We start from the raw sequence: 23,955 nt of genomic DNA on the forward strand, positions 1-23,955 counted from the left end.
TTCGTGACATACAACTTAATAATAGAAATTGCGATCAACTTTATTTTCTTGAATAACCTTTGCTAAACGGACTGTTGAGACAGCCAAATCAGCGTATGACACACTCTTCGTAGCATTAAAGTTATTTTGCTGTGCGTCAATTAGACCCAGACCATTTGCTAATGCAATATAGCCTGTATACGCTGGATCAATTGAAGCTGCATCAGCAAAGTTTAATTTATAAATATCTTTATATTTAGCAACATTGTCTAATTGTAATAGTTTGATCGACCACTCTGCGAACTCTTGGCGAGTCAGAGTAGCATCTAATGCAAATTGATTAGCAGGCTGAATGATGCCCATTTTAACAGCTTGCTCTACTACCACATAGAGAGGATGTTTTTTATCAATATTTGTGAAGGATTGCTTTTCCCCATCTCTGTTACCGTAGTAACCGTATGTTAACGAGTGTAATAAAATTTTCAATGCTTCTCCTTTTGTTATAGCAGCGTCCGCATTAAAGTTGGCTATATCTTTTACATCTAACGCATTTTGATTGAATAAATAATTTAGCTCTTTGGCAGCTGTTGGATGAGAAATAACTGGTTTCTCCTTGGATTCATCTGCGTTATATAACCATTCACCAGAAATAGCATCGATCTGGTTATATAAACTACCACTGTAAGTAGGTGCGTATACTAAATCGTAATGTAGTTTACTCTCCGTATCTTGTTTTGAATATTGGAGTTGCAATGTAAGTGCTTTGCTATAAGCTTCTTTTGCTTTGTCAGCTGATATGACATTATTAATTGGCTGCCAGTTATCTATCTTTTGCTTATATACACTTAGTGAGCGTAAAGATCCATCAGAGCCAATCCCTACATATAATCCATCTCCTACAACTGCAATTCCATTCATAATGCGTGGGAAGGTGAAGTAATATTCCTTACTATATTGATCATATACAGCTTCCTCAATTGGCATTGAATATTCATGTAAATACGAAGGGGCCCATTCCTTCAAGTAATTAGTTGCCCTCTTCAATGCAGCATCCTTAGAAATAGCGTTTACTTGGTTATCTGTTAAAAAATCTCTCGATAGGTCATGATACTGAACTAGTTCACCTGTCGCCTTATTAATTTCTAAAGAGCTACCAGATCCATTATTGCCAAACATATACGTATAGTTTACAAAGTATATCGTCTCACCATTGTCATTTTCTCTTTCATCTACTAAATCGATAGTAAGCTTTGCTTTACTCTCATCAACTTTTAAGAAATCTTTCGCGAATTCTTCAGCTTCAGTTACCGTCATACCGTTCTTTCTTGGTGGTAACGGTTGTGCTGAAATTTTTTCAACACTCTTTGTCTTCGGTAATTGTTCAGTGAAACCATTTGCTGTCTGCCATTGCCCATTTAGAGCATGTACACCGTTGAACCCTATGGCAGGCGCATAAACCAGTTTCACATTACGTTGACCAGATCTGTAATCGTAATCAATATAATAACGAAGTTCAACAGCTAGATTATCACGAACTTGAGCCAGCATATCATCTTCTTTCTTTTTTTGATCTAAACGATCAAAAGAAGCTTTACTAATAGACTCTGCATTGTTAGACATTCCCGTAATTTCACCATTTGCCAGAACATTAATAGTAATACTTTGATCTCCTATAAGAACCCCATTATAAATTGGTGAATAGACAAAGTAGTAAGTAATTGGTTCTGATAACGGCCTAGTAATATTAAAACCATATTCGTTATGATCATCACGAAGTTTGTAATTATCTGAATTCGCAAATTTATCCATGAACTTTCGTGCAATTTCTTGGGCTTCACTCTCTGTATATTTTGCTGGATAAATTGCTTCTTCCATATTTGCAGGTTGATAATAAAAGTTTTCTAATTCTAAATCGTCGCCCTTAAATACAAAACTACCATGTACATCTTTATCTTTAATTGTTTTATAGAAATTTAGTTCATATCGAACCGTTTTATCATCTCTATAGAAATGTCTAGGTCCAGAATTAAAGTCTTGATCCGCTACAAATTTGAACTCTTCCGGGAATAGGGAACGTAGCTTTTTTATCAGCATATCTTTTGTAATTTTTGTCTCAGTTGAAGCAACCTGAATTTCAATACGCTCCGTTGCTTCTTTTACATTTGCTGATGCCTGCGATATGGGTGCTAAAATACCAACAGAAAATGCCGTTGATGTTAATATGATTCCTAACTTTTTAAATTTATACAAAATATACCTCCTATAATATATTTCACTATTATCATAATGTATTTTCCAATACTTAGAAGCCACTTGACAGATAATTACCAAATCAGAAGAAAATACGTTGGGTAAACTCTATTCTTCTGCCTCGTGTCATTTCTTCACCACATCAAAATTAGCACCAATTAATACCCAATTTTGAGGGAAAGGTAGTCCTAATTTCCAATAGCCAATGCCACGAAGTTTATATTGTTTGACAAGATTAAATTTAGCTTGAATGGATCTTGCATCTTCAAACCATACAATATGCGCTCTACCCTGTTCATCATAGTATTCAAAAAACGGAGCTTGTGCTCTCCAATCATACTGAATTGCCGCATTATAACGTTTGGCAATCTCAATAGCTCGCTGAGGACTCAATGCTTCAGCAAATGGCCCCCCTTGAACAAATGGTAATGTCCAATCATAACCATATAAATTTTGCCCCAGCAGAATTTTGCTTGCAGGTATTTCACTCACCGCATACTTGACAACGGCCTCCACTTCAGGAAGTGGTGAAACGGCCATTGGTGGTCCCGCAGAATAACCCCATTCATAGGTCATTAATAAAACAAAGTCCACTATCTCACCATGTGCTCTATAATCATGCCCCGCAGTCCATGGACCACGATCACTTGCACTTGTTTTTGGAGCCAAAGCAGTAGATACCGTATATCCTTGAGCATGGAATTTCTCCACAGCTCTTCTTAAAAAATTGTTATAGGCTTCTCGTTGATCACCTGGTAAATTTTCGAAATCAAAATGGATATCCTTAACGTCCCCTAGCTTTCTAGCCTCCGTAAGAATATTATCAAAGAGTAAATCCTGAACAGCTGTACTTTGAAAAATATCTCTCGCTAGATCTCCACTAAAACTGAAATTCTCCAGATTCGTAACGACCATTGCCAAGGAGGCACCAGTGTCATCCGCAATTTGAGTTACACCTTGATTAGGCGGTATCCGTAAGGTGCCATCTCGTCTGGCTTCGTAGCTAAATAAAGCTAAATATGTTAAATAGGGACCCGCTTCCCTAGCTTGATTCAAAAGTACCTCACTAACCGAAGTACCTCTTGGCTCTAAATATGCTAATGTTTCTGCCCTTGTTTTTGGTGGTTGCGGAATATATAATCTCATCCCAACAGCTAATGGTTGATTTGGGTTAATACCGTTGACTTGCGCAAGTGTTACATAGTTAATACCGAAGCGTTGTCCAATTGACCATAAACTATCTCCTGGCTGTACATAATAAAAACTACCAACAATAGGTATCACAAGAGCTTGCCCCACGACTAAACGATTTGGCTCTGGAATTTGATTGGCATCTACAATACTTTGAACTGTAGTCCCATATGCCTGCGCAATACCCCATAAAGACTCGCCAGCCCTTACAACATGTATTTGAATGATCTTGCCTCCTTCTAGCTTGATAAATCATACCTATAAAGTTTATGAGATAAGGAAAGAAATAATGTCTTTCTAGAAACCACAGAAAAAATCCATTCAACATAGTAGCAAAGGATTTTACCGGGGTTTATTTTGTCATCTTCTAGCTTTATAGATTAGGCAAATAAATGTTCAATTATAATATTTTTAGCAACATCATTTCGTTACATTTTCCACACGTTTGATAAATCCAAGCGTTAACTTTCTATTACTCTCTAATGGTAGAAGTAGCCTGAAAAATTTTCTTGGGTAATAACCTCTGCTTTCCATAGTATTTGTGTTATAGAGCGCAAATTGATACATACCTCAATGAAAATAATCGTACAAACGTTCTACTTTTAACAGATTCTTTAGCAAGGCTTTCCCCTCTTTCTACCTTACTAATAATCCGTAGCATGCTATTTTTTGTTACACATTTCCCAAAAATATTTATGCAACTAGCGTCGTATGCCTTATTCTTTTCACAGTTATCACTCTTGTATAATGAAATTATTGTAAGGAGGTGTTAGATTGCGTTTATTTTACCAACAAAAAGTAATCGGTAAGAAATCACGTAAGCTTCAACAGATTCCATTTTTTATCGAAGATCCTGTCATAAATTTACAAGATTTACTTATAAAACTTGTCACACAACAGGTACAACAATATAACGAGAAAATGGTTGATACGCCACTCCATCTTTATTTAACCGATCAGCAATTAGATGATGCGGCTCAGCATGGTAAAGTCCATTTTGGAGAGAAAAAATGTGATTCATTCCAACCAGTAGACCAAGCTGTTTCTACAATGCTTCAAGCTTTTCAAGATGAGCTTTTCTTAGTACTTCACAACGAAGAATCTATAAATTCGCTTTCCTCACCACTAACTGTACAGGAAGACGATGTTTTTACATTTATTAAATTAACAATGCTTGCAGGACGAATTTGGTAAGGAGGAATGTCTCATGACACTATCACATGAACAAAAAACACATTTTCAAAGTATAGTTGACATAGCACCGTCAACCATACAGCCATTAGCAGCCGCATTATTAAAGTATATGGACAATCGTGATTACGATATTGAAAAGCTTATTACAGAACAGCACGTTCAATCACTAGAGGAGCTATTTAGCGGACCATTATTAGAAGTGCTTACACTATTATCTTCACAGGAACGCGCGCTCCACATTAAAAAACTAGCTTTACGTTTTGATGCTACGATGTTCCAAACTGATATGTTACGTCGATCATTTCGTTCAGCACAGCCCGTACAAGACCATCTTTTTCAATGTCTACAATTAATAGAAGAAATGCTGACATTTGAGGAAATAAGTCTGGAGGATTTACTAGCTCACCATAGCCAATATGAGCATGGTACCTACCCGAACTATAGCTCCTATGTATTGAAAAATGAAAATGAAAAAGTAATGGGCTTTCATGTATTTGAGCAATTGCTTGCTGAAGAGTTATCCTTAGAAAATCCTTTAATTGAAGATAAAGTAGAAAGTATTTTATTTGATGAGCACCGCAGTAGCTTTTTCGGTCATCCACTCATTCGTGGGATTTTTAAATCAAGCAATAGTCGAATGCATGAAGCGCTTGGTAAATTATTAGTAGCAGCTGCACGTCAAGAAGGACTTCGACAAGCGATTGTAGAAAATATTGACCATGGGAATCTAGATGCACAGCTCAAAATGATGAAGCTTATTCAGGAGCATCAACTAACAAGGTTCTCCTCTGTTATTCGAGCGGTCGATACATGGATGGGGCTTGGCTATAGTAGCTTCGAAAACCAAAAAATAACGGAGGAAGTTTTGTCCTTAGCCATCCAAGCGATGGAAGATGACCATTTCACCGAACAACTGCTAAAAAGTGAACGTACCATTGATATTTATGTCGCATTATGGGCGACTTCGACAAAAGATTATACGAAGCTAGATGTACTGTTGGCTGATCTCTTAAAGCGAGACAAGCATATTCAGCTTACAACACTAGCTTTTTTGAAAAACCTATCGAAAATACCTTTTACAGCGCCTTTTGTAAAAGAATTAATTTTAACAACGAAGGATATCGAAATATTTGCATTTGCATGGGATAATTTCCTTCATGCCAACCACTATATCAATAGTGAATATGCAAGAGATAACGAATGGGATAAAACACTTCAAAGCTTCATGAAAGAAAATTCACAGCTGCAGGACATAGAATATCCTTTATTTGAACAGCTTGAATGGGCAAAAAATGAAATGACCAAAGATGGGCTATCCATTACAGGCAAGCCTCTATCCTTTGTCTTTGTACACTTGTCATTCGAAGACTTAATTTCAACACAAATTATTCTTGCGCATCATCTACAGGATGAAGAGTTATTCCAACGAATCATCGCGCATGCAGATGCTTATCCACCATCAAGTAGGATCGGCCTATTGAATATTTATTGTCTTGATCCAATCACTCAAGGACAGCGTGAGTTTCTATTCAATTCATTACGCGATCGAAGCTCTATCAATCGTTCCCTTGCATTAAAGAAAATACATGCATTGACACCAACCAAAGAAGAAATAGCAAAAATCGAGGATCTTTTAGCCAATAAATCTGGGGCTCTCCGGAAAGAAGCTATTTCACTCTTGAAAATTCAACCACAAGATCATGTATTGCAAAGTGCTGAACGATTAATAAAAGACAGTAAGCAGCTAAAGAGGCTTGGTGGTCTTGAATTATTGTTAGAAGCCTCTAAGGACTACAATTTAGCGAGCGAGCAAATTACGACATTGTGCTCCCTATTACCAAAGATAACAAAAAATGAACAAGTACTATTAGAACAATTAGTAGCAAGAGATGTACCCGAATATAACGAAAACAATGGCTTTGGTTTATATAAACCACATGCTCCTATTCCATACGATCGCATTGCCAATAGCGCGATTAAAATGAATGGTGAAGAACCTTGGCAACAGCTTGTACCTTTATATGTACAAACGCCTACACCTATTGAAAAATTCTTTCAATATGATTTAGATAAGCTTCTCTCCAAGCTAGAACAACTTATTCAAATACTTGATGAATATGCTAATTTTGAATATGAAACTTATCAATGGAATGACACTAAAATGACTACTACTTTAGGGCAAAAATACAGTATCTTGGCCTCTAAAACAGACAGTCAGCGAAATGCCAGTCTAGATGTTTATCCTATTCCAGAAGCCATTGTTCAGTGGATTAAATCATCATCCTTTAGCGGTGAAGACTTAGCTTATTTCAACTTTTATAATCAACTATCAGAATACCCTGGTGCTAATGACCTTTCTGAAGCAGCCCATATTCTTATAAAACCATTCTTTCAGTATGAAGGAATGAAAAAATATGTTGCTCAATTTAACTCCTTGAAATATCACTATACGCTTCAGCAAATCTTTTCAGTTTTGTCGCAAGATATCAAAAATATTTCAGGAGAGACACTATTGCATAAAGAAGCAGTTTCATTACTAGAACGACATGCACCAGCATTTAATAGCTTTGAACAGGCAACCGGTATTGTGCTTCAGCTATTACATCAAATCCCTGCTGATCAGTGGCGAGTGGAAGTAAGAGATAAAGGCTATTACTACTATCAATCTACCTCTACAATTGTCGACTTAGATATTATTGATGCATTTGTCGATCGACTATCTAATTATGCAACTTATGAAGGCTATGTTAAAATGCTTGCCATCAATGAAGAGCTAACAAAGCGTATGCAAAAAGAAAATTATAGCCCAAGTCTCTACGATCTATCATTATTCCAATATTTAGATGCATTTAAAGTGGGCTTATTGACGCAAGACCATTTATATGAAGCTATTTTTACGAACACTCTTGCCTCAGAAATATTTACTGAACCAAGTAAACTGTTGGATCGCTATCAATCATTTGAAGACTTAGCTGATTTCCTTGCCATTCGTAATCAAGCGATCGATCGCATCTTAGCTATCGAGCTAAAGCGTGGCGATACTCCTACAGCTGTTACCAAGCTTGCTAGTAGCATTTCTTACTTTGAAGGAATCGATTATTTCCTTCAAATTTTACAGGCACTTGATGGTGAAAAGCTTTCACGAGGCTATATATGGCAGGCAGAAACGAAGAAAGATGTCTTCTCTCGCCTTTTAACTAGCTGCTATCCTCAAAAAGAAGAAACCGCACAGCAGTTAAAAGAAGCATGGCAAAAAACAGAGATTTCTAAAGAGCGTTTAATTGAAGCTATGATGTATAACCAGCATTGGATTGATCTTGTCAGCGAGGTGATTGGCTGGGAAGGACTAAAGGAATCTGCTTGGTATTTTATCGCCCACACTACAGATTCTTTATCAGACTTTGCCAAAGATCAAATTGCCCTCTTCTCCAGCATAACGGCAGAAGATTTTCGGGATGGCGCCTTTGATCTAGCATGGTTCCAAAGTGCTTATCAAACACTAGGCTCGAAGAAGTTTAAACTTGTATATGATGCAGCCAAATACGCTTCAGAAGGAGCCAACCACCGCCGTGCTCAGCTTTATGCAGATACAGCCATTGGCACACTTAGTCCAAAGCCATTAATGAAAGAAATTCAGGAAAAGCGCAATAAAGATAAACTGCGAGCACTTGGACTTATTCCATTAAAAACAACAGATGACAAAGATGCTCTACATCGTTACCAATTTATTCAACAGTTTTTAAAGGAAAGTAAACAATTTGGAGCTCAACGTAGGGCAAGTGAGTCACGAGCAGCTAGTATTGCACTAGAAAATTTAGCCCGCAACGCTGGGGACGGAGAAGCTACTCGCTTCATATGGAGAATGGAACTATCAGCCTTTAACGATATTCAGCATTTATTTAAAGCACAGTCTATCGAACAAATAACAGCGCATTTACAAATTGAAGAAGATGCCGCTATTACAATAATCGTTGAAAAAGATGGTAAACGTTTAAAAAACATACCTGCTGCTTTAAAAAAGCATGCTGATGTTGTTACTCTTCAAGAAGCTCGTAAAGATTTACAAGAACAATATAAACGTGCACGTCCAGCACTAGAGCAGGCAATGGCATTAGAAGCCATATTTTCAGCGGAAGAGCTAATTAACTTGTTAGCTCACCCGATTCTTGCTCCTCTTTTACAAAAGCTTGTCTTTATTAGCGGCGAGCATGTTGGGATGATGACACCAGAGGGCTTACAGGTACTATCAGGTAATGTCGTGAAGCTTGCTCCGACAACCCCCTTAATGATTGCACACCCTTACCATCTTCTTGAAAGTGGTCAATGGAGACAATGGCAAGCCTATATGTTCGAACACAAAATACAACAGCCATTTAAACAAGTGTTCCGTGAGCTATATCTTATAAATGCAGACGAAAAGGGTTTAAAACAATCATTGCGTTATGCGGGGCATCAAGTTAATCCATCTCAAACAGTAGCCTTGCTAAAAACACGAGGCTGGCAAATTAGTTATGAAACTGGACCTCGTAAGGTGTATTACAAAGAAAATATAGTGGCATCCTTGTATGCGCAGGCAGACTGGTTTACTCCAGCAGAAATTGAAGCACCTGCAGTCGAAGGTGTTTATTTCTACGATCGTTTAACAGGAAAAGATATCGTCTTAGATGATATTCCAGTTGCAATCTTCTCTGAGGTTATGCGGGATATGGACCTCGTTGTCAGCGTTGCCCATGTTGGTGGTGTCGACCCTGAGGCCAGTCATTCTACCGTTGAAATGCGGACTATTATCGTTGAAGAATTGGCAAAATTACTAAAACTTCTCAACGTAGAAGTGAAGAAACACCATGTCCTTATTGAAGGTAAATTAGCAAACTATTCCTTGCATTTAGGCAGTGGTGTGGTCCATCAAGTCGGTGGTTCAATGATACCGATTGTCGCTGTCCCATCTCAGCATCGTGGACGCATATTCTTACCTATGGTGGATGATGATCCACGAACAGCTGAAATTATGTCAAAGCTATTAATGCTAAGTGAAGATACTAAAATTAAGGACCCAGCCATTTTAGCTCATATTCGTAGTTATGAACAAACGCATTAAGAGGTACAAAAACAGGTGACGAAACTACATACGTCACCTGTTTTATTGTACATCTGTTTTTATCATTTCAAATAAAAGAGGTACATTCGTTCCTCGCTGTAATGAATGGCCTCCTTCCATTAAAAACGACCAGCTTTTTTTCATTTTTTCCCTATAGGGTAGTTCAGCATCGACTGGCAAATAAGCTTTTAAATATTCTTCGATCGTACCAGACAAGTTTTCTATAAACTTATCCGCCTTGTGGATTTTCTCCGTTGGGATTTCATTGCGCTCATCCCATAGTACATGTTCTAAGTTTGTAGAGAAATAAAATAATTGATAAGGCACTTTCAAGCGATTAATACTAAAATAGTCATTCGCAATTAAAATTCGGGCGTTCCTAGCCTTCATCTCATTGCGCTGTTCAATTTGCTCTTTACGCTTATCGGACTTCACTAAAATGGCATCCTCTGTATAAAATAATTTTTGCTCGATATTCTCATCGACCCTGACGCATTCTGGTGCGATAAAACAACCGTCTGCATCTGTTATATGAACAACAGCAGTTAAATCCTTCGCTAAAAATTTATATTTATCTAAATAACTCTGGATTACTCGTATAACACTGTTTTTAATATTCGGGATGCGTTTATGGGCATCCCATTTTGTCAATACATCCTCACGCTGGACATCAAAACGTATAGTTGTATCCGCGAAGTGAGCATCCAAATAATCCTCTAAAATAATTTGCTCCGTCTGTCCCTCAACAATGATTAAAAGTACCTTTTTAGTCATGTTGCACACCTGCTTTACGAAAAGCACGCTTAATTTTAAATGTTTTGGTCTCCTTATAAACCTCTTCATCCTGTCCACCAAGCTGAATAGCTCGCAAGTAGACATCTCTAGCATTATTTATTTCTTTAATGCCCTTTAACTGCATATAACGTTTATTTTCATTTGTTGTCGTGAACCATAAATTTTTAATAGCTAGCACCTCTAACACTCGTAGATTATGGGATGTGAAAACAAGCTGTCCTTTTCCATCCTCATCTATCACTGTTAACAACTCACCTAGCAAATATTCAAAAACGCCTGAATCTAATTCATCAATAACGACACAAGCATTTGGATTGTTATATACGGCAATCAATACACTAAGAATCGAAATAATCTTTAATATCCCTTCTGACTCTGTTCGCAAGGGTAATTCCTGCTCTCCACGCTGCGATAAAAATTCAAAACGGATGCCTTGTCCCCCATCATCCATTGTCTGCTTTGTAATGATATTAATCTTAATAGTCAGACCTGGAATAATAGCAGCTAGCACTCGGTTACTCTGTTCAATCACTTCACATAAAGCATAGAATTCATCCTCTGGCAATAAGGCAGGACCCTTTAAATCATATGGAATTTGCCCTCTTGTTTTCTCTAAATGAATACTAAACGGCATGATCCGTTCTTCAAATAACGGGGCAATATTTTGGTTATTCACTACATGTAAATCTCGATTAAAATCAACAGCTATATTTTGGATTAGCTGAATCTCTTGTTCGGTCAGCCGTTCCTGTAATAATGGCTTCAAATCTTTATGGAAAAGAAAGGATCTATATTCCTTTCTTGCTAATTGTTGAATAACAAGCAATTGAATACGTGCTTGTTCACTCATATCAGGCAACTTTGAGTGACGAATTTGGATACCTTTCTCCGTCATAGCTATTAACACCTTTGACCGTTTTCCTTTGTCATTTTCTCTATACGTGAGACGTTCCAGTGTTGTATAGAGCCGATGCTGATCCTCCTGCAGCTCCACATAATAATGGACAAAGAATGTGCCAAATTGGTTCTCAACTAAAAATTCAAAATCAAGACTGGCTGTATCCTCGCCCGCTAAAATTAGACGCTTTTCTTGCGGGGGTAGCTTCACTTCAGCAAGCCAACCTGAAATAAGGGTCTTCAATAAACCAAATGCATCTACAATAGTTGTCTTCCCAGAACCATTTTGTCCATATAGTCCAACAACATTTGCTTGTAAAAAGGTCTCGAAGCTAACTGCCAAAGTAACCTCACCATGTCGTACATTCCGTAAATTTTTTAGTTTGATTTTTTTTACTTTTATGATTGCCATCTGCTAAACACCCTTTAGCTCTTTTCCCCTATTATAATGAAAATTGTTATATTTTATAACAAAATCTCATTAAATATCAATTAGCCTATTGCCTACAACACTCACAGTAGGTAGGCATATGTTAAAGAAAAGTGAAGAAAGGTGTGTTTCATTGGTTTATCCTAGATTGGCTCCTGAAGATTTTAACAGTCAATTCCGTCCAGGTATGAAAATATGGGTAACACTTCCTACAGGGACTTATTCAGGTACATTGATTCGAACATTTGGCACAGGAGGCAGAACAGCCGAAATCCAATTAGATAACGGTCAGTTGGTGACTGTTGATGTTAGCCAAATAACAGCTGCTGGTACAGGAATACCTCCTGGTAACTCCTATCCACCGCCCTATCCACCACCTTATCCGCCACCTTATCCGCCGCAACCGTACCCACCGCAGCCTTACCCACCACAACCACCAAGACCATATCCACCGCAGCCTTATCCACCACAACCACCAAGGCCATATCCGCCGTTTCCAGGAGGACAATTCCCCGGCTTCCCACCTCCATTATTGCCGGGACTCCCAAACATATTGCCAGGTATCATCGGCAATCCCAGACAGCCATAAAAATAAAAGGCTTTCTCTTTGTTCTTTTACGAATAAAGAAAAGCCTTTTTTTACATATTTATATTTTATTTCCATAATAAAAACTAAGTAAGACAATAATATTTTCTAGAAGAAATGACATTCCTTAATAGGCAAAAAGACTTAAAGAGAAATAAAAAAATAAGATTTTAGCCAAATTTTAATTAAACTAAAATTGACTCAGTTTTGAGCATACTTGTTTTTTATATTATTTCCCCTTTGAATTTTCATAAAAATATCGTCTAAACTTCAAAATACATAGACTATAACACTAAATATCTTCGTTTACCTATTAAAATCTACACTGCAAATAGTAGGTTTTTTGGGTTGTGAATCATTTTTTTTGGCAGTATAGTAGTTTATTGTTAGGGATAATTAGATTATTTTTAACTGGTACATATTTATTGAGAATGCATCTGGAATTCTATGAATGGCATCTAGACTTTACATTGAATTAGCTTTTATTTCATCGATAACAATACCTATTTCTCATCCTTAACATGAAATAATCGGTATATTATAATTAGGAGGAAAAGCATGAAAAAACGTAAGAAGCAGCATATGTCCATTAGTAAAAAAATAACCGCTATAATGGTAAGTATTTTATTACTGTTTGGGTTAGTTACTTTAGGTCTTTCTTATTATATAGTAAGAAATAGTAATTTAACAGATATGAATCAATCGCTTGATGACAAAGGTATGATCTTAGCCAAAACAATTGATGTGAACACATTGAAATCGATCTTAGATAATCCTTCAGATAGTAACTCTGATGCAATTCGACTGACGAAGGAAATGGATGCTATTAATGATTATTCAGATAGCATTACCAATCTTTTTTTAATTACAGTTGATGGTGAAAATATTAATGCACCTGTCCTATCTTCTAGTATACTTGAACTAGGAGCTGAGTATAATCAGGACATGATTGCTATGGGTTTATCACCTGATTTTCTAGCTAGAATTAAAGAAGTCTTTGAGACAAAAGAAGCTACAGCTACAGATATCTATAGCGATGAATTTGGTAGCTATAAAACTGGCCTTACACCAATTTTAGATGATGATGGAACTATGTTAGCTGCATATGCTATTGATTATGACGTTTCGATGGTGACTGGCAAGGCTATGTCTGAGGCACTTTGGACATTGGTAGTAACGGTTATTTTCTTAATTGGTTCATCCATTGCTGTGTACACACTTTTAAGAAAAAAATTAACACCTATTCAACAGCTTTCCCTACAGTCTAAAAAAGTAGCAGAAGGTAATTTAGAGCTTGATCCTCTACCAGTTACTTCAACGGATGAAGTAGGAACGCTTACTCAAAACTTTAATTCGATGATTGAAAACTTAAAAACTGTTATTAAGAGCACAACAAATGTATCTGCACGTGTTTCAAACACAGCCAATATTTTGTCTACGAACATGCAGGAAACTTCTGATTCCTATAATAATGTAGCATCTTCCATGCAAGAAATTGCGAGTGCAGCTGATCTTCAAGTTCAAAGAGCCAATGAAAGTACCATTACAATAGAAGAAATGAGTATTGGAATTCAACGTATTGCAATGACATCCAATCAAATTTCGGAATCTTCTATCTTAGCATCAGAGGAAGCAGAAAGAGGGAATGAATCGACTAATAAGTCTGTCGCTCAAATGAATGCGATTAGTCAGGCAGTCAATCAATCAGCAGCATCTGTTAAATTGCTTGGCGATCATTCTAATAAAATTGAAGAAATAGTCGGCATTATTACCGGAATTGCCTCTCAAACAAATCTCCTAGCCTTAAATGCAGCCATTGAAGCTGCTCGTGCAGGAGAAGCTGGTAGTGGCTTTGCCGTTGTAGCTGATGAAGTACGTAAGCTAGCTGAACAGTCTGAGGCCTCAGCCCGAGAAATTTCCACGCTTATTTCTCATATTCAGCACGATACGAATGAATCTGTGAATATCATGGTTCGCGCGGTAGAGGAAGTCGATCATGGTATCGTCATGATAAACGATTCAGAACAATCATTTAGTCAAATATTAACATCGATTCATCATGTAACAGGGCAAATACAAGAGCTGTCCGCAACTATTGAAGAAATGGCGGCTGGCATGGAACAAGTTACTTCCGCGGTTAAAGATATGGAGGACTTCTCCATCAACTCTAAAGATAGTACAAGGGCAGTAGCTGCAACTTCTGCCTCTCAGCTAAATACAGTACAGCGAGTGTCTGAAGAAGCTCAAGTACTATCCGAGTTATCTGAAGAATTATTGAATGTTGTCAATACCTTTGTAGTGAAATAAAAAGAGAAAGGGCTGCCCTTATACGGTGTTTTTGGTCCCTTAGCTTCTACAGAATACTTTCTGCCGGGGCTAAAGGACTTAAAATTCCCTACATAAGTGACTGCCCTTTTCTAAAATAGGAGTTGTAATGATTGAATAATAAACGAAAATTTAATTGTCCTACATCACAGTTTAAAAAGCATTTTTCTAAACAAGATACGCTACTATCCAATCATACACATCTATTAAATGAAGAGGATACTTTAGCCTATCAAACATTAAATTGTACAATGGCTGACTATGATAAAAATATCACGATACCGCAAGTATTTTATCAAGTAGCACAGCAGTTTGCAGACCGTATCGCTCTATCCTATGAAGATGGCAAGATGACCTATCGTCAGTTAAATCAAAAATCTAATCAAGTTGCACATATGCTAATGGCCAATGGTCTACAAAAAGGTGACTATGTGGCAATTATCATGGACCGTAGTAAGGAAACTATCATCAGTTTGTTAGGTGTGCTAAAAGCTGGTGGTGTTTATGTTCCTATTGATCCTAGTTATCCAAAAGAACGTTGCCAATATCTCTTACATGATACTGGCGCACCATTTATCATAACGAAAAACGAGTATAATGACTTACTGAATGACCTAATACATAATGAGTTCCAATCACGCACAGTGCTTACAATCAATCAAATGGAAAGTGGCCTTTCACAAGACGATTTACCATGTAACCTACTTCCATCCGATTTAGCCTATATTATTTATACATCTGGTTCTACTGGTAAACCTAAAGGTGTTTTGCTTAAACATACAGCCGTTATTAATCTAATAACCGATAATCAAAGAATTTACCATTCGACTGAAAAAGATGTATTTTCTCAGTTTATTTCTTACAGTTTTGATCCCTCTGTAACAGAGACTTTTACCGCTTTCTTTTCTGGTGCAAGACTCCATATGCTCACAAGTATTGAGCGTCTTTCAATAGAAGCATTTGCCGAAATGATTGCACGAGAGCAAGTAACAACTGCAACTGTACCGAACGCTTTCTTTACACAACTAGCCACACATTTACCTATAGATTATCGGGACAAGTTGATGACGCTACAATATCTATCAGTTGGCGGCGAAGCCTTGTTGCCTGCCATTGTCCAAAAATGGCAAGAAAAGTTCGGATATTCTACAGAAATTATTAATGTCTATGGACCAACTGAATGTACAGTTTTAACCTCCTACTTCAAGATAAAAAGTCAGTTAACAGACATGCAATCAAGTATTCCAATTGGCAGACCGATTGCCAATTATGAGATGTATGTTGTGAATAAGGATGAACAGCTTTGCCCGGTTCAGGTAACAGGCGAATTGTGTATTGCTGGAGCCGGCCTAGCAGCAGGATATTTACATCAACCTGAGAAAACATCAGAGGTCTTTGTCCCTCATCTATTTAAACCAGATCAAAAAATGTATCGCACAGGTGATTTAGTCCGCCTATTACCTAGTGGTGTCATTGAATTTGTAGGACGGAAAGATTCACAAATTAAAGTAAGAGGCTTCCGTATTGAACTTGGAGAAATTGAGACCGTTTTAAGCAATCATCCTATCATTCAGGAATCTGTGGTCGTAGCTAAGAAAATGTCGGACGGCCAAAACCATTTATTTGCTTACTACACAGCGGCAAATGGTGTACAGCTAGAGGAACAAGTTTTAAGAGACTACTTAAACAATCTTTTACCAGATTATATGGTACCTGAGCGATTCATCGAATTGCTAGAAATGCCGTTATCCCCTACTGGCAAAATCGATCGCAAGCAGTTGGTCACAATGGATGTATCATTATCACGGAGTCATCTATACGTTGCCCCTGAAAATGATACGCAGCTTTTACTAGCGAATGCATGGGAGTATGTACTTGGCAACAGTCCAATAGGCATTCACGATAACTTCTTTCACATTGGCGGACATTCATTAAAAGTACTTGAAATTCTTGTACAAGTGAAGAAGCATATACCATTCCTAAAGATTCAGGATTTTTTCCAATATCAAACGATTGCTGAATTAGACCAATATATTCGCAACTATCAGCCTGAAGATTTGGGCGTGCAAATGCAGCCTAAAAACCTTGTCTATAAGGATTTGATGGAACCTAGTAAGCTACCAGTTTCACAAATGGTGAAGCCATTACAGATGACTACGGTTTTATTAACAGGTGCGACAGGTTATTTGGGAAGTCATGTGTTATACGAGCTGCTAGTCACAACAAAAGCGCAAATCTATTGTCTTATTCGACCAAGTGAAAAGGCTACTTTAGAGGATAAGCTAAAGGAAAGTATGCAATTTTACTTTGGCCATAACATTACTAGACATATGGAGGATCGAATAACCGTCATTCAAGGCGATTTAGGAAAGAAGGACCTTCATTTAACTAGCGAAGATGAACAGGTTCTTATAGAAAAAATCGATGCCATCATCCACTGTGGAGCCGATGTACGTCACTTCGGAGCGACGGATCATTTTAATAATGTTAATGTAAATGGGACACGTTATTTACTTGAATTGGCAAAGCGTAAACCTGGTATTCATTTTCATTATGTATCAACAATCGGCATTCCAGAGGAGCTCGCTGCCATTCAATGGGGCCCTGATGAGGCTAAAGGTGATTTCAACTACGATATGCAGCTTCATAGTGTCTATACACAAAGTAAGCTGGAAGCAGAAAATCTCGTAAGAAATGCTGTGCATGACGCGATTCCTACTTCTATCTATCGTGTAGGTAATTTAAGTTGTCATTCTGAAACAGGAAAATTCCAACGAAATATCGATGATAACGCCTTTTACCGTATGATTAAAGCTATGCTTTATTTAGGTAAAACACCTTCCGTACAATGGCATGTAGACTTCACACCGATTAATTATGCTAGCCAAGCATTAGTATGTCTAGCTAATCAGCCAGCATCAAATGGACATATATTCCATATATGTAATCCTGTATCACTTACTTATTTAGAATTAGTCGATATGATAAAGGAATTTGGCTATGATTTACAAGTCATGACCAAGCAAGAGTATACAAATTGGCTATTACATGATGACCATTCTATAGACGTACAGGAATATTTAGCTTTAGCTATTGCACAGCTAGAAGGTGATGGAGCTAGTGACTCACCATTTATCTTTAACTGCAAAAAAACGATTGAATTTCTAGCAAACGCAAGAATTGAATGTGCTGTACCAAATACAGCATTTATTCATCAAATGATTGAATATGGGATAGAAACAGGCTACTTTCCTGAGCCCAGACAAGTCAATATACGATGAACACAAATGATATACAGATTTTTGCACTCCCATTAGGGGGACAGTTAACTTCGGAAGAATGGAATGCGTTTAACAAAATGCTCCCTTCTCATGTCCAAAGTAATATCAGGCAGTACAAACAGTGGCAGGACCGTCAAAGAGCCTTGCTAGGTAACATGCTTATCAGGTGGGCGCTCCTCCCATTCATGGATAAGGCAGTATTCCATATTACTCAAGACATATATGGTCGTCCGAATGTAGCGAGTCATCAACATTGGGAAGGCGATTTTAATCTCTCTCACTCTGGTGATTGGATTGTCCTTGCCCTAACAACTAACGGACGAGTAGGAATTGATGTTGAAGAAATAAAGCCAGTGAATAAAGATATTATGCACTATGCATTATCTAATCAAGAGTTCCAGATGGCCCTTCATCAGCCTTTACATGTTTTTTATGAACTTTGGACATTAAAAGAGGCTCTTTTTAAAACAGGTTTATTTCCTAACTTATCGCCTCACTTACTTGATACTACTGTTATTAAAAGGACAAGAGCTGATCTTTCAACACAATTACTTTATCTCGATCAACGTCATCCAGTCACCATATGCTGGAATAATAGCTCTACCAATGTAAAACTAACAACATTAAATAGACACCAGCTTCTAGAAGAATAAAACAAGGAGGAGAAAACTATCATTTCTCCTCCCTTTTTTATGAACAGAAAAGCTGCCCAATGTGTCTGTTTTATAGACCACTGGGCAGCTCCCATACAGTTTATTTAAATAAATCTGGATACATTTCTTTCGCTAAGGCTTCCATACCATCTATTGTATTATAGCCATAACCAAACATATAATTGTAATCTACAATATAAATTTGTTTGTCTTTAATAGCCTTCATGCTTGAAAGCTTAGGGTTAGCATAGATTTCTTCACGAACTTTTGTCAGATCAGAGCCATCCCAGTTTGGAAGAATTAATACATCTGGATCAGATGCAATCAATGTTTCCACACTAACATCTCCTGTTTCATCTTTGAAAATATTATCTAGCTTAACCATTTTGAATGCGTCGTTAAAGAATGTTTCATCATGCGCTGGGTAGACAAAAAGTTCCTTTGGATCATTTGTATGCAAATAAGCAAATGTTTTTTCTTCTTTAATACTTTCTAATTTTGAAGTAATGTCTTGTTGTCGATCTTTTAATTCTTTAATAAAGCTAGTTGCCTTGTCTTGAACATTAAAAATTTCACCGATATTTTCGATGTCTTTATAAATAGAATCATACGTGCCACCTGTGATTGATGATTCTAATACAAATGTTTTAATACCCATTGTATTTAGTGAGTCTACTGTGCCTACTCCCCATTCAGCATTATCAAATAAGCCACCACGACCAAATACTAAATCTGGATTAGTTCCTAATGTAACCTCTTTCCCTACATATTCATCACTTAATATATTTAATTTTGAGTATTCCTCTTCCACAGATTTATCGACAGCACCAAAGTTTGCACCAACACCGACGATTTTATCGCCTAGTCCTAAATGCAATAATAATTCCGCTGCTGGGCGTGTGTTTGCCATAATTTTTTCAGGTGCCTTATCGAATACTTGATCTTTCTTTTCCCAAGTCGAACCACCTTCAGCCTTTGTAAAGTTTTCGATAGTTAATGGATAATGCTCTTTTGTTTGTGCTTCTTCTGAAGTATTTTTGGTAGTATTACCGCAAGCTGTTAACGTTAATAAAGCGGCCAAAGCAATTCCTAGTAATAATTTCTTCTTCATGTTGTTGCTCCTCCTATAGTCCATATGCAAAGCCTAATCCATTCGTCACTGGATTAGTAAACGTTTGACACTTGATATGATATAAAGCTTCTATTATTTCGGGTGTTAAAACTTCCTCGGGCGTACCATGCGCATAAACCTCACCATCTTTTACTGCGTAAAGATAATCACAGTAATGTGCAGCCATTTCTAAATCGTGAAGTGCTGCTAACACACCAATATTTAAGCTTCTCACACAGGATAGTATTTCAATTTGATAACGAATATCTAAATGGTTCGTTGGTTCATCTAAGATCATAAATTTAGGCTGCTGGGCGATTGTTCTCGCTAAAATAACCCGTTGCTTTTCGCCACCAGATAATGATAGGAAACTACGTCCCTTGTAAGCTTGTAAATTCGTGCGTGCTAATGCCTCTTCGACAATATCAAAATCCTTTTGATTATCAGACTCTAACATTTTTTTATGAGGTGTTCTGCCTAACATCACCATTTGCTGTACGGTTAAATCAAAGTGCATTTCATTGAATTGCCCTACCACCCCTAAATGCTGCGAGATTTTCTTTTCTGGGCTTTTCAAGACGTCTAAATTATCTAAAAAAACCATCCCTTTTTGTGGCACTAAGCTTTTATAAATACTTTTCAATAAAGTTGATTTTCCGCATCCATTTGGTCCGATTAAGCCCACAAATTGCTGCTTGTTTACTTGAATAGATATGTTTTTTACAATTTCCTTCTTTCCAATCTTTACTTCTATTTCCTTTGCTACTAATTCCATTGTTCTACCCTCCGAAGTTGTAACCTTTTTTTACAATCATATAGATAAATAATGGTGATCCAATGACAGAAGTAATGATGCCAATCGGTAGTTCAACATTCTCGATTAATGTTCGAGACAAAATATCTGCCCATATCATGAAAAGTCCTCCTAAGAGTAACGTTCCTAGCATTAATCGTTTATGATCCGCTCCAAAAATCCCTCTCGTAATATGCGGGATAATTAAGCCGACAAAACCAATCATACCTGCATAAGCAACCATCGTTCCTGTTATTAGCGATGTTAGAATCATATACAATTTACGGTAAACACTTAAATTGATACCTAATGTGATAGCAGATTCATCTCCGAGTAACATCGTATTCAGCACACGATGTTGAAAAAGAAATAACGCAGCTCCTAATACAATGACGATTGCTAAAATCGGTGTTTTATCCCAGCTCGCAGAGGCTAAACTTCCCATAGACCAAAAAGTAACAGTTTTTATGCCCTCAGCATTATTGGCAAAAAAGATAATAAGACTTGAAAATGAGCTACATAATGCACCTATAACTACACCAGATAAAACGAGCTTTACCGATGTTGCTTTACCGCCAATACTAGATAAAATTAGCACGGCCATAGAAGTAAGCATGGCTCCTGTAAATGCGCCAAAGGCAACCCCAAATTGTGCCAGCAATGCACTGCTGCCAAAGCCAACTAAAATGGCAAAGGTTGCACCCAATGATGCCCCTGAAGAAATACCAAGTATGTATGGATCAGCAAGGGGGTTTTGTACAACTGCTTGCATTACAGCCCCACATAATGCAAGTCCAATACCGATGAGCAATGCAAAAATAACACGTGGCATTCTGACCTGTAAAATAATATTCAAATAGGACTCACTATCCACACTATCGAGTGTGCCAAACTTTCCATTAGATACAGCATGCAACAAGATATCCATTGATTGCTTGAAGGGTATACTGACCTGACCAATTGATACAGAAAAAACGGCAGATATTATAATGGAGCCGATTAATAGCAAGATTATGACATAATATATATTGCCCATCCCTATTCTGTTAGCTTCCTGATTATCCAAAATGTCACCTCTATCTATCAAAATTAACTATTAATGATAACGATTATCATTATCATTTTGTATTGTAAGTGATATCTTATAGAAAAACAACAGGAAAAAATTTTTTATTTAATTTTCTCATCAATAAAAAAACCAGCTCTCAATTTTTTAACTGAGAACTGGTTTTATTTTTATACGTATGTTACTCAAATAGCATTTTGCGTTCGATTACATCATTCCTGGCATGCCGCCCATTCCGCTCATATCTGGCATACCTGCGCCAGCTGGTTCTGGAATGTCTGCAACTACTGCTTCTGTTGTTAAGAACAGTGCAGCTACAGAGGCAGCGTTTTGTAGAGCTGAACGAGTTACTTTCGCTGGGTCTACTACGCCTGCTTCCATCATGTTTACCCATTCGCCTGTTGCTGCATTGAAACCAATGCCAATTTCTTCACGTTTAAGGCGATCCACGATGATAGAGCCTTCAAGACCAGCGTTGTTAGCAATTTGGCGAACTGGCTCTTCTAAAGCACGAAGAACAATCTTCACTCCTGTTGCTACATCGCCTGCTTCAGATTCAGCCACTTTTTCAACTGCTGCATATACGTTAAGAAGTGCAGTACCACCACCTGATACGATACCTTCTTCAACAGCTGCACGTGTTGAGTTTAAAGCATCTTCAATACGAAGTTTACGCTCTTTAAGCTCTGTTTCTGTTGCAGCCCCTACTTTAATAACTGCTACACCACCTGCTAATTTCGCAAGACGTTCTTGAAGTTTTTCTTTATCGAATTCTGAAGTTGTTTCAGCAAGTTGTGCTCGGATTTGGCCAATACGTGCTTCGATTGCATCTGCACCGCCTACACCTTCAACAATTGTAGTATTGTCTTTTGTCACAACTACTTTTGCAGCACGACCAAGTGAAGAAATATCAGCTGATTTTAAGTCTAAGCCTAATTCCTCTGTAATCACTTGTCCACCAGTTAAGATAGCGATATCTTCTAGCATTGCTTTACGACGATCACCAAAACCTGGTGCTTTTACTGCTACAGCATTGAATGTACCACGAAGCTTATTCACAACAAGTGTTGCAAGTGCTTCTCCTTCAACGTCTTCAGCAATCATTAAAAGTGGACGACCTTGTTGTACCACTTGTTCTAATAACGGTAATACTTCTTGGATATTTGTAATTTTTTTATCTGTAATTAAGATATATGGGTTATCTAGAACTGCTTCCATTTTATCTGTATCTGTTACCATGTAGTGTGACGCATAGCCACGGTCAAATTGCATACCTTCTACTACATCAAGCTCTGTTGTGAAGCCTTTAGATTCTTCAATTGTAATAACACCATCATTACCTACACGCTCCATCGCTTCAGCAATAAGTTGTCCAACTTCATCATCAGCAGCCGAAATAGCAGCAACTTGTGCGATTTCATCTTTATTGCTTACAGGTCGAGAAATTGAGTGTAATTCCGTTAATGCCGCAGCAACAGCTTTATCAATACCTTTACGGATACCTACTGGGTTTGCGCCAGCTGTCACGTTTTTCAAGCCTTCACGAATAATTGCTTGTGCTAGAACTGTTGCAGTAGTTGTACCATCACCAGCGATTTCGTTTGTCTTAGAAGCAACCTCAGCTACTAATTTTGCTCCCATGTTTTCGTATGGATTTTCTAGCTCGATTTCTTTTGCGATTGTCACACCATCATTTGTAATCAGTGGTGAGCCGAATTTTTTTTCTAATACTACATTACGTCCTTTAGGACCTAATGTTATTTTTACTGCATTTGCTAATTTATCTACACCTTGTAACATTAATGAACGAGCGTCTTCTGAGAATTTAATATCTTTTGCCATGAGAATTTACCCTCCTGAAATGGAATATTCGTTAAGCTTCTTCAATATATTTATATCAATTTCATCTTATTGTCACTTTTTGTTCAAGAAACAATAAGCATTCACCTTAATTTAAGGTGCATCAAATATTATCCAATAATTGCAAGGATATCACTTTCGCGTAAAATTAGGTATTCATTACCTTCAAATTTAACCTCTGTACCAGCGTATTTAGAGAAAATAATGTGGTCGTCAACTTTAACGTCAAGCTCTACACGTTGTCCGTTCTCTAAAACACGACCTGTCCCAACTGCTACAACTTTACCTTCTTGTGGTTTTTCTTTTGCAGAGTCAGGTAGTACAATACCGAATGCAGATTTTTCTTCTACCTCGATTAGTTCAATTACAATACGATCTCCTAGTGGTCTTAACAAGTGAAACAACCTCCTAATAATAATAATTGTTGAATTTATTAGCACTCTATA

General features: G+C 37.4%; 15 protein-coding genes. 6 read left to right on the plus strand and 9 right to left on the minus strand.

Features of this window, described 5'->3' with window-relative positions; translation table 11 throughout:
- Positions 1–15: 15 nt before the first annotated feature.
- Together MKY88_RS21250 and MKY88_RS21255 are read right to left on the minus strand one after the other, a co-directional pair.
- Entirely contained in the window at positions 16–2,229 is a 2,214-nt protein-coding gene (locus tag MKY88_RS21250) for a YcdB/YcdC domain-containing protein (protein WP_340814648.1), read from the minus strand.
- Between the two features lie 126 nt (positions 2,230–2,355).
- Positions 2,356–3,528 (minus strand): glycosyl hydrolase family 18 protein, encoded by a 1,173-nt coding sequence (locus tag MKY88_RS21255; RefSeq protein WP_419182595.1) that lies wholly within the window; start codon positions 3,526–3,528, stop codon positions 2,356–2,358.
- Between the two features lie 666 nt (positions 3,529–4,194).
- On the opposite strand from MKY88_RS21255, the gene MKY88_RS21260 reads away from it, so the two are divergent.
- Together MKY88_RS21260 and MKY88_RS21265 are read left to right on the plus strand one after the other, a co-directional pair.
- The gene (locus MKY88_RS21260) at positions 4,195–4,614 is read left to right on the plus strand and encodes a hypothetical protein (protein ID WP_258270358.1); all 420 of its coding nucleotides are present in this window, start codon (positions 4,195–4,197) and stop codon (positions 4,612–4,614) included.
- Positions 4,615–4,627: 13 nt separating this feature from the next.
- Positions 4,628–9,712, plus strand: coding sequence for a DUF4132 domain-containing protein (locus tag MKY88_RS21265; RefSeq protein WP_340814650.1), 5,085 nt, complete (start codon positions 4,628–4,630; stop codon positions 9,710–9,712).
- A gap of 42 nt (positions 9,713–9,754) precedes the next feature.
- Here MKY88_RS21265 and MKY88_RS21270 read toward each other — a convergent pair whose 3' ends face one another.
- Complete coding sequence (locus MKY88_RS21270) at positions 9,755–10,486, minus strand: hypothetical protein (RefSeq protein ID WP_193833199.1); 732 nt, start codon at positions 10,484–10,486, stop codon at positions 9,755–9,757.
- Positions 10,479–11,816: an AAA family ATPase gene (locus tag MKY88_RS21275; RefSeq protein WP_193833200.1), complete on the minus strand. Its 1,338-nt coding sequence runs from the start codon at positions 11,814–11,816 to the stop codon at positions 10,479–10,481. The genes MKY88_RS21270 and MKY88_RS21275 overlap by 8 nt, the downstream gene beginning before the upstream one ends.
- Before the next feature lie 118 nt (positions 11,817–11,934).
- Here MKY88_RS21275 and MKY88_RS21280 point away from each other — a divergent pair, with 118 nt between their 5' ends.
- The 4 genes from MKY88_RS21280 (at position 11,935) to MKY88_RS21295 (ending at position 18,679) form a co-directional block, all read left to right on the plus strand.
- Complete coding sequence (locus tag MKY88_RS21280; protein WP_340814652.1) at positions 11,935–12,423, plus strand: hypothetical protein; 489 nt, start codon at positions 11,935–11,937, stop codon at positions 12,421–12,423.
- 555 nt (positions 12,424–12,978) lie between these two features.
- The gene (locus MKY88_RS21285; RefSeq protein WP_193833201.1) at positions 12,979–14,727 is read left to right on the plus strand and encodes a methyl-accepting chemotaxis protein; all 1,749 of its coding nucleotides are present in this window, start codon (positions 12,979–12,981) and stop codon (positions 14,725–14,727) included.
- Between the two features lie 131 nt (positions 14,728–14,858).
- Positions 14,859–18,026, plus strand: coding sequence for a non-ribosomal peptide synthetase family protein (locus tag MKY88_RS21290; protein ID WP_340814654.1), 3,168 nt, complete (start codon positions 14,859–14,861; stop codon positions 18,024–18,026).
- Positions 18,023–18,679 (plus strand): 4'-phosphopantetheinyl transferase family protein, encoded by a 657-nt coding sequence (locus MKY88_RS21295; protein WP_445669178.1) that lies wholly within the window; start codon positions 18,023–18,025, stop codon positions 18,677–18,679. Before MKY88_RS21290 ends, MKY88_RS21295 begins: the two co-directional genes overlap by 4 nt.
- A gap of 100 nt (positions 18,680–18,779) precedes the next feature.
- Here MKY88_RS21295 and MKY88_RS21300 read toward each other — a convergent pair whose 3' ends face one another.
- From MKY88_RS21300 to groES, 5 genes are all read right to left on the minus strand, one after another.
- Positions 18,780–19,790, minus strand: a complete 1,011-nt coding sequence (locus MKY88_RS21300; RefSeq protein ID WP_193833204.1) for an ABC transporter substrate-binding protein — start codon at positions 19,788–19,790, stop codon at positions 18,780–18,782.
- A gap of 13 nt (positions 19,791–19,803) precedes the next feature.
- On the minus strand, positions 19,804–20,565 hold the full coding sequence (locus MKY88_RS21305; RefSeq protein WP_069482794.1) for an ABC transporter ATP-binding protein: 762 nt from the start codon (positions 20,563–20,565) through the stop codon (positions 19,804–19,806).
- Between the two features lie 4 nt (positions 20,566–20,569).
- Positions 20,570–21,649 carry a FecCD family ABC transporter permease gene (locus MKY88_RS21310; protein WP_414673990.1) on the minus strand — a complete coding sequence of 360 codons (1,080 nt, stop codon included), beginning with the start codon at positions 21,647–21,649 and terminating at the stop codon, positions 20,570–20,572.
- A 207-nt stretch (positions 21,650–21,856) separates the two neighbouring features.
- Positions 21,857–23,491: a chaperonin GroEL gene (gene groL / locus MKY88_RS21315; RefSeq protein WP_008176984.1), complete on the minus strand. Its 1,635-nt coding sequence runs from the start codon at positions 23,489–23,491 to the stop codon at positions 21,857–21,859.
- Positions 23,492–23,619: 128 nt separating this feature from the next.
- Positions 23,620–23,904, minus strand: a complete 285-nt coding sequence (groES, locus tag MKY88_RS21320; RefSeq protein WP_069482796.1) for a co-chaperone GroES — start codon at positions 23,902–23,904, stop codon at positions 23,620–23,622.
- Positions 23,905–23,955: the final 51 nt, after the last annotated feature.

It is taken from the genome of Lysinibacillus sp. FSL R7-0073 (assembly GCF_038009065.1).
Taxonomy (GTDB): domain Bacteria; phylum Bacillota; class Bacilli; order Bacillales_A; family Planococcaceae; genus Lysinibacillus; species Lysinibacillus fusiformis.

Coding starts and splice junctions, on each gene's coding strand:
- MKY88_RS21265 (WP_340814650.1), top strand. CDS start 4,628: ATGACACTATCACATGAACAAAAAACACATTTTCAAAGTATAGTTGAC.
- MKY88_RS21270 (WP_193833199.1), bottom strand. CDS start 10,486: ATGACTAAAAAGGTACTTTTAATCATTGTTGAGGGACAGACGGAGCAA.
- MKY88_RS21275 (WP_193833200.1), bottom strand. CDS start 11,816: ATGGCAATCATAAAAGTAAAAAAAATCAAACTAAAAAATTTACGGAAT.
- MKY88_RS21280 (WP_340814652.1), top strand. CDS start 11,935: ATGTTAAAGAAAAGTGAAGAAAGGTGTGTTTCATTGGTTTATCCTAGA.
- MKY88_RS21285 (WP_193833201.1), top strand. CDS start 12,979: ATGAAAAAACGTAAGAAGCAGCATATGTCCATTAGTAAAAAAATAACC.
- MKY88_RS21295 (WP_445669178.1), top strand. CDS start 18,023: ATGAACACAAATGATATACAGATTTTTGCACTCCCATTAGGGGGACAG.
- MKY88_RS21300 (WP_193833204.1), bottom strand. CDS start 19,790: ATGAAGAAGAAATTATTACTAGGAATTGCTTTGGCCGCTTTATTAACG.
- MKY88_RS21305 (WP_069482794.1), bottom strand. CDS start 20,565: ATGGAATTAGTAGCAAAGGAAATAGAAGTAAAGATTGGAAAGAAGGAA.
- groL (WP_008176984.1), bottom strand. CDS start 23,491: ATGGCAAAAGATATTAAATTCTCAGAAGACGCTCGTTCATTAATGTTA.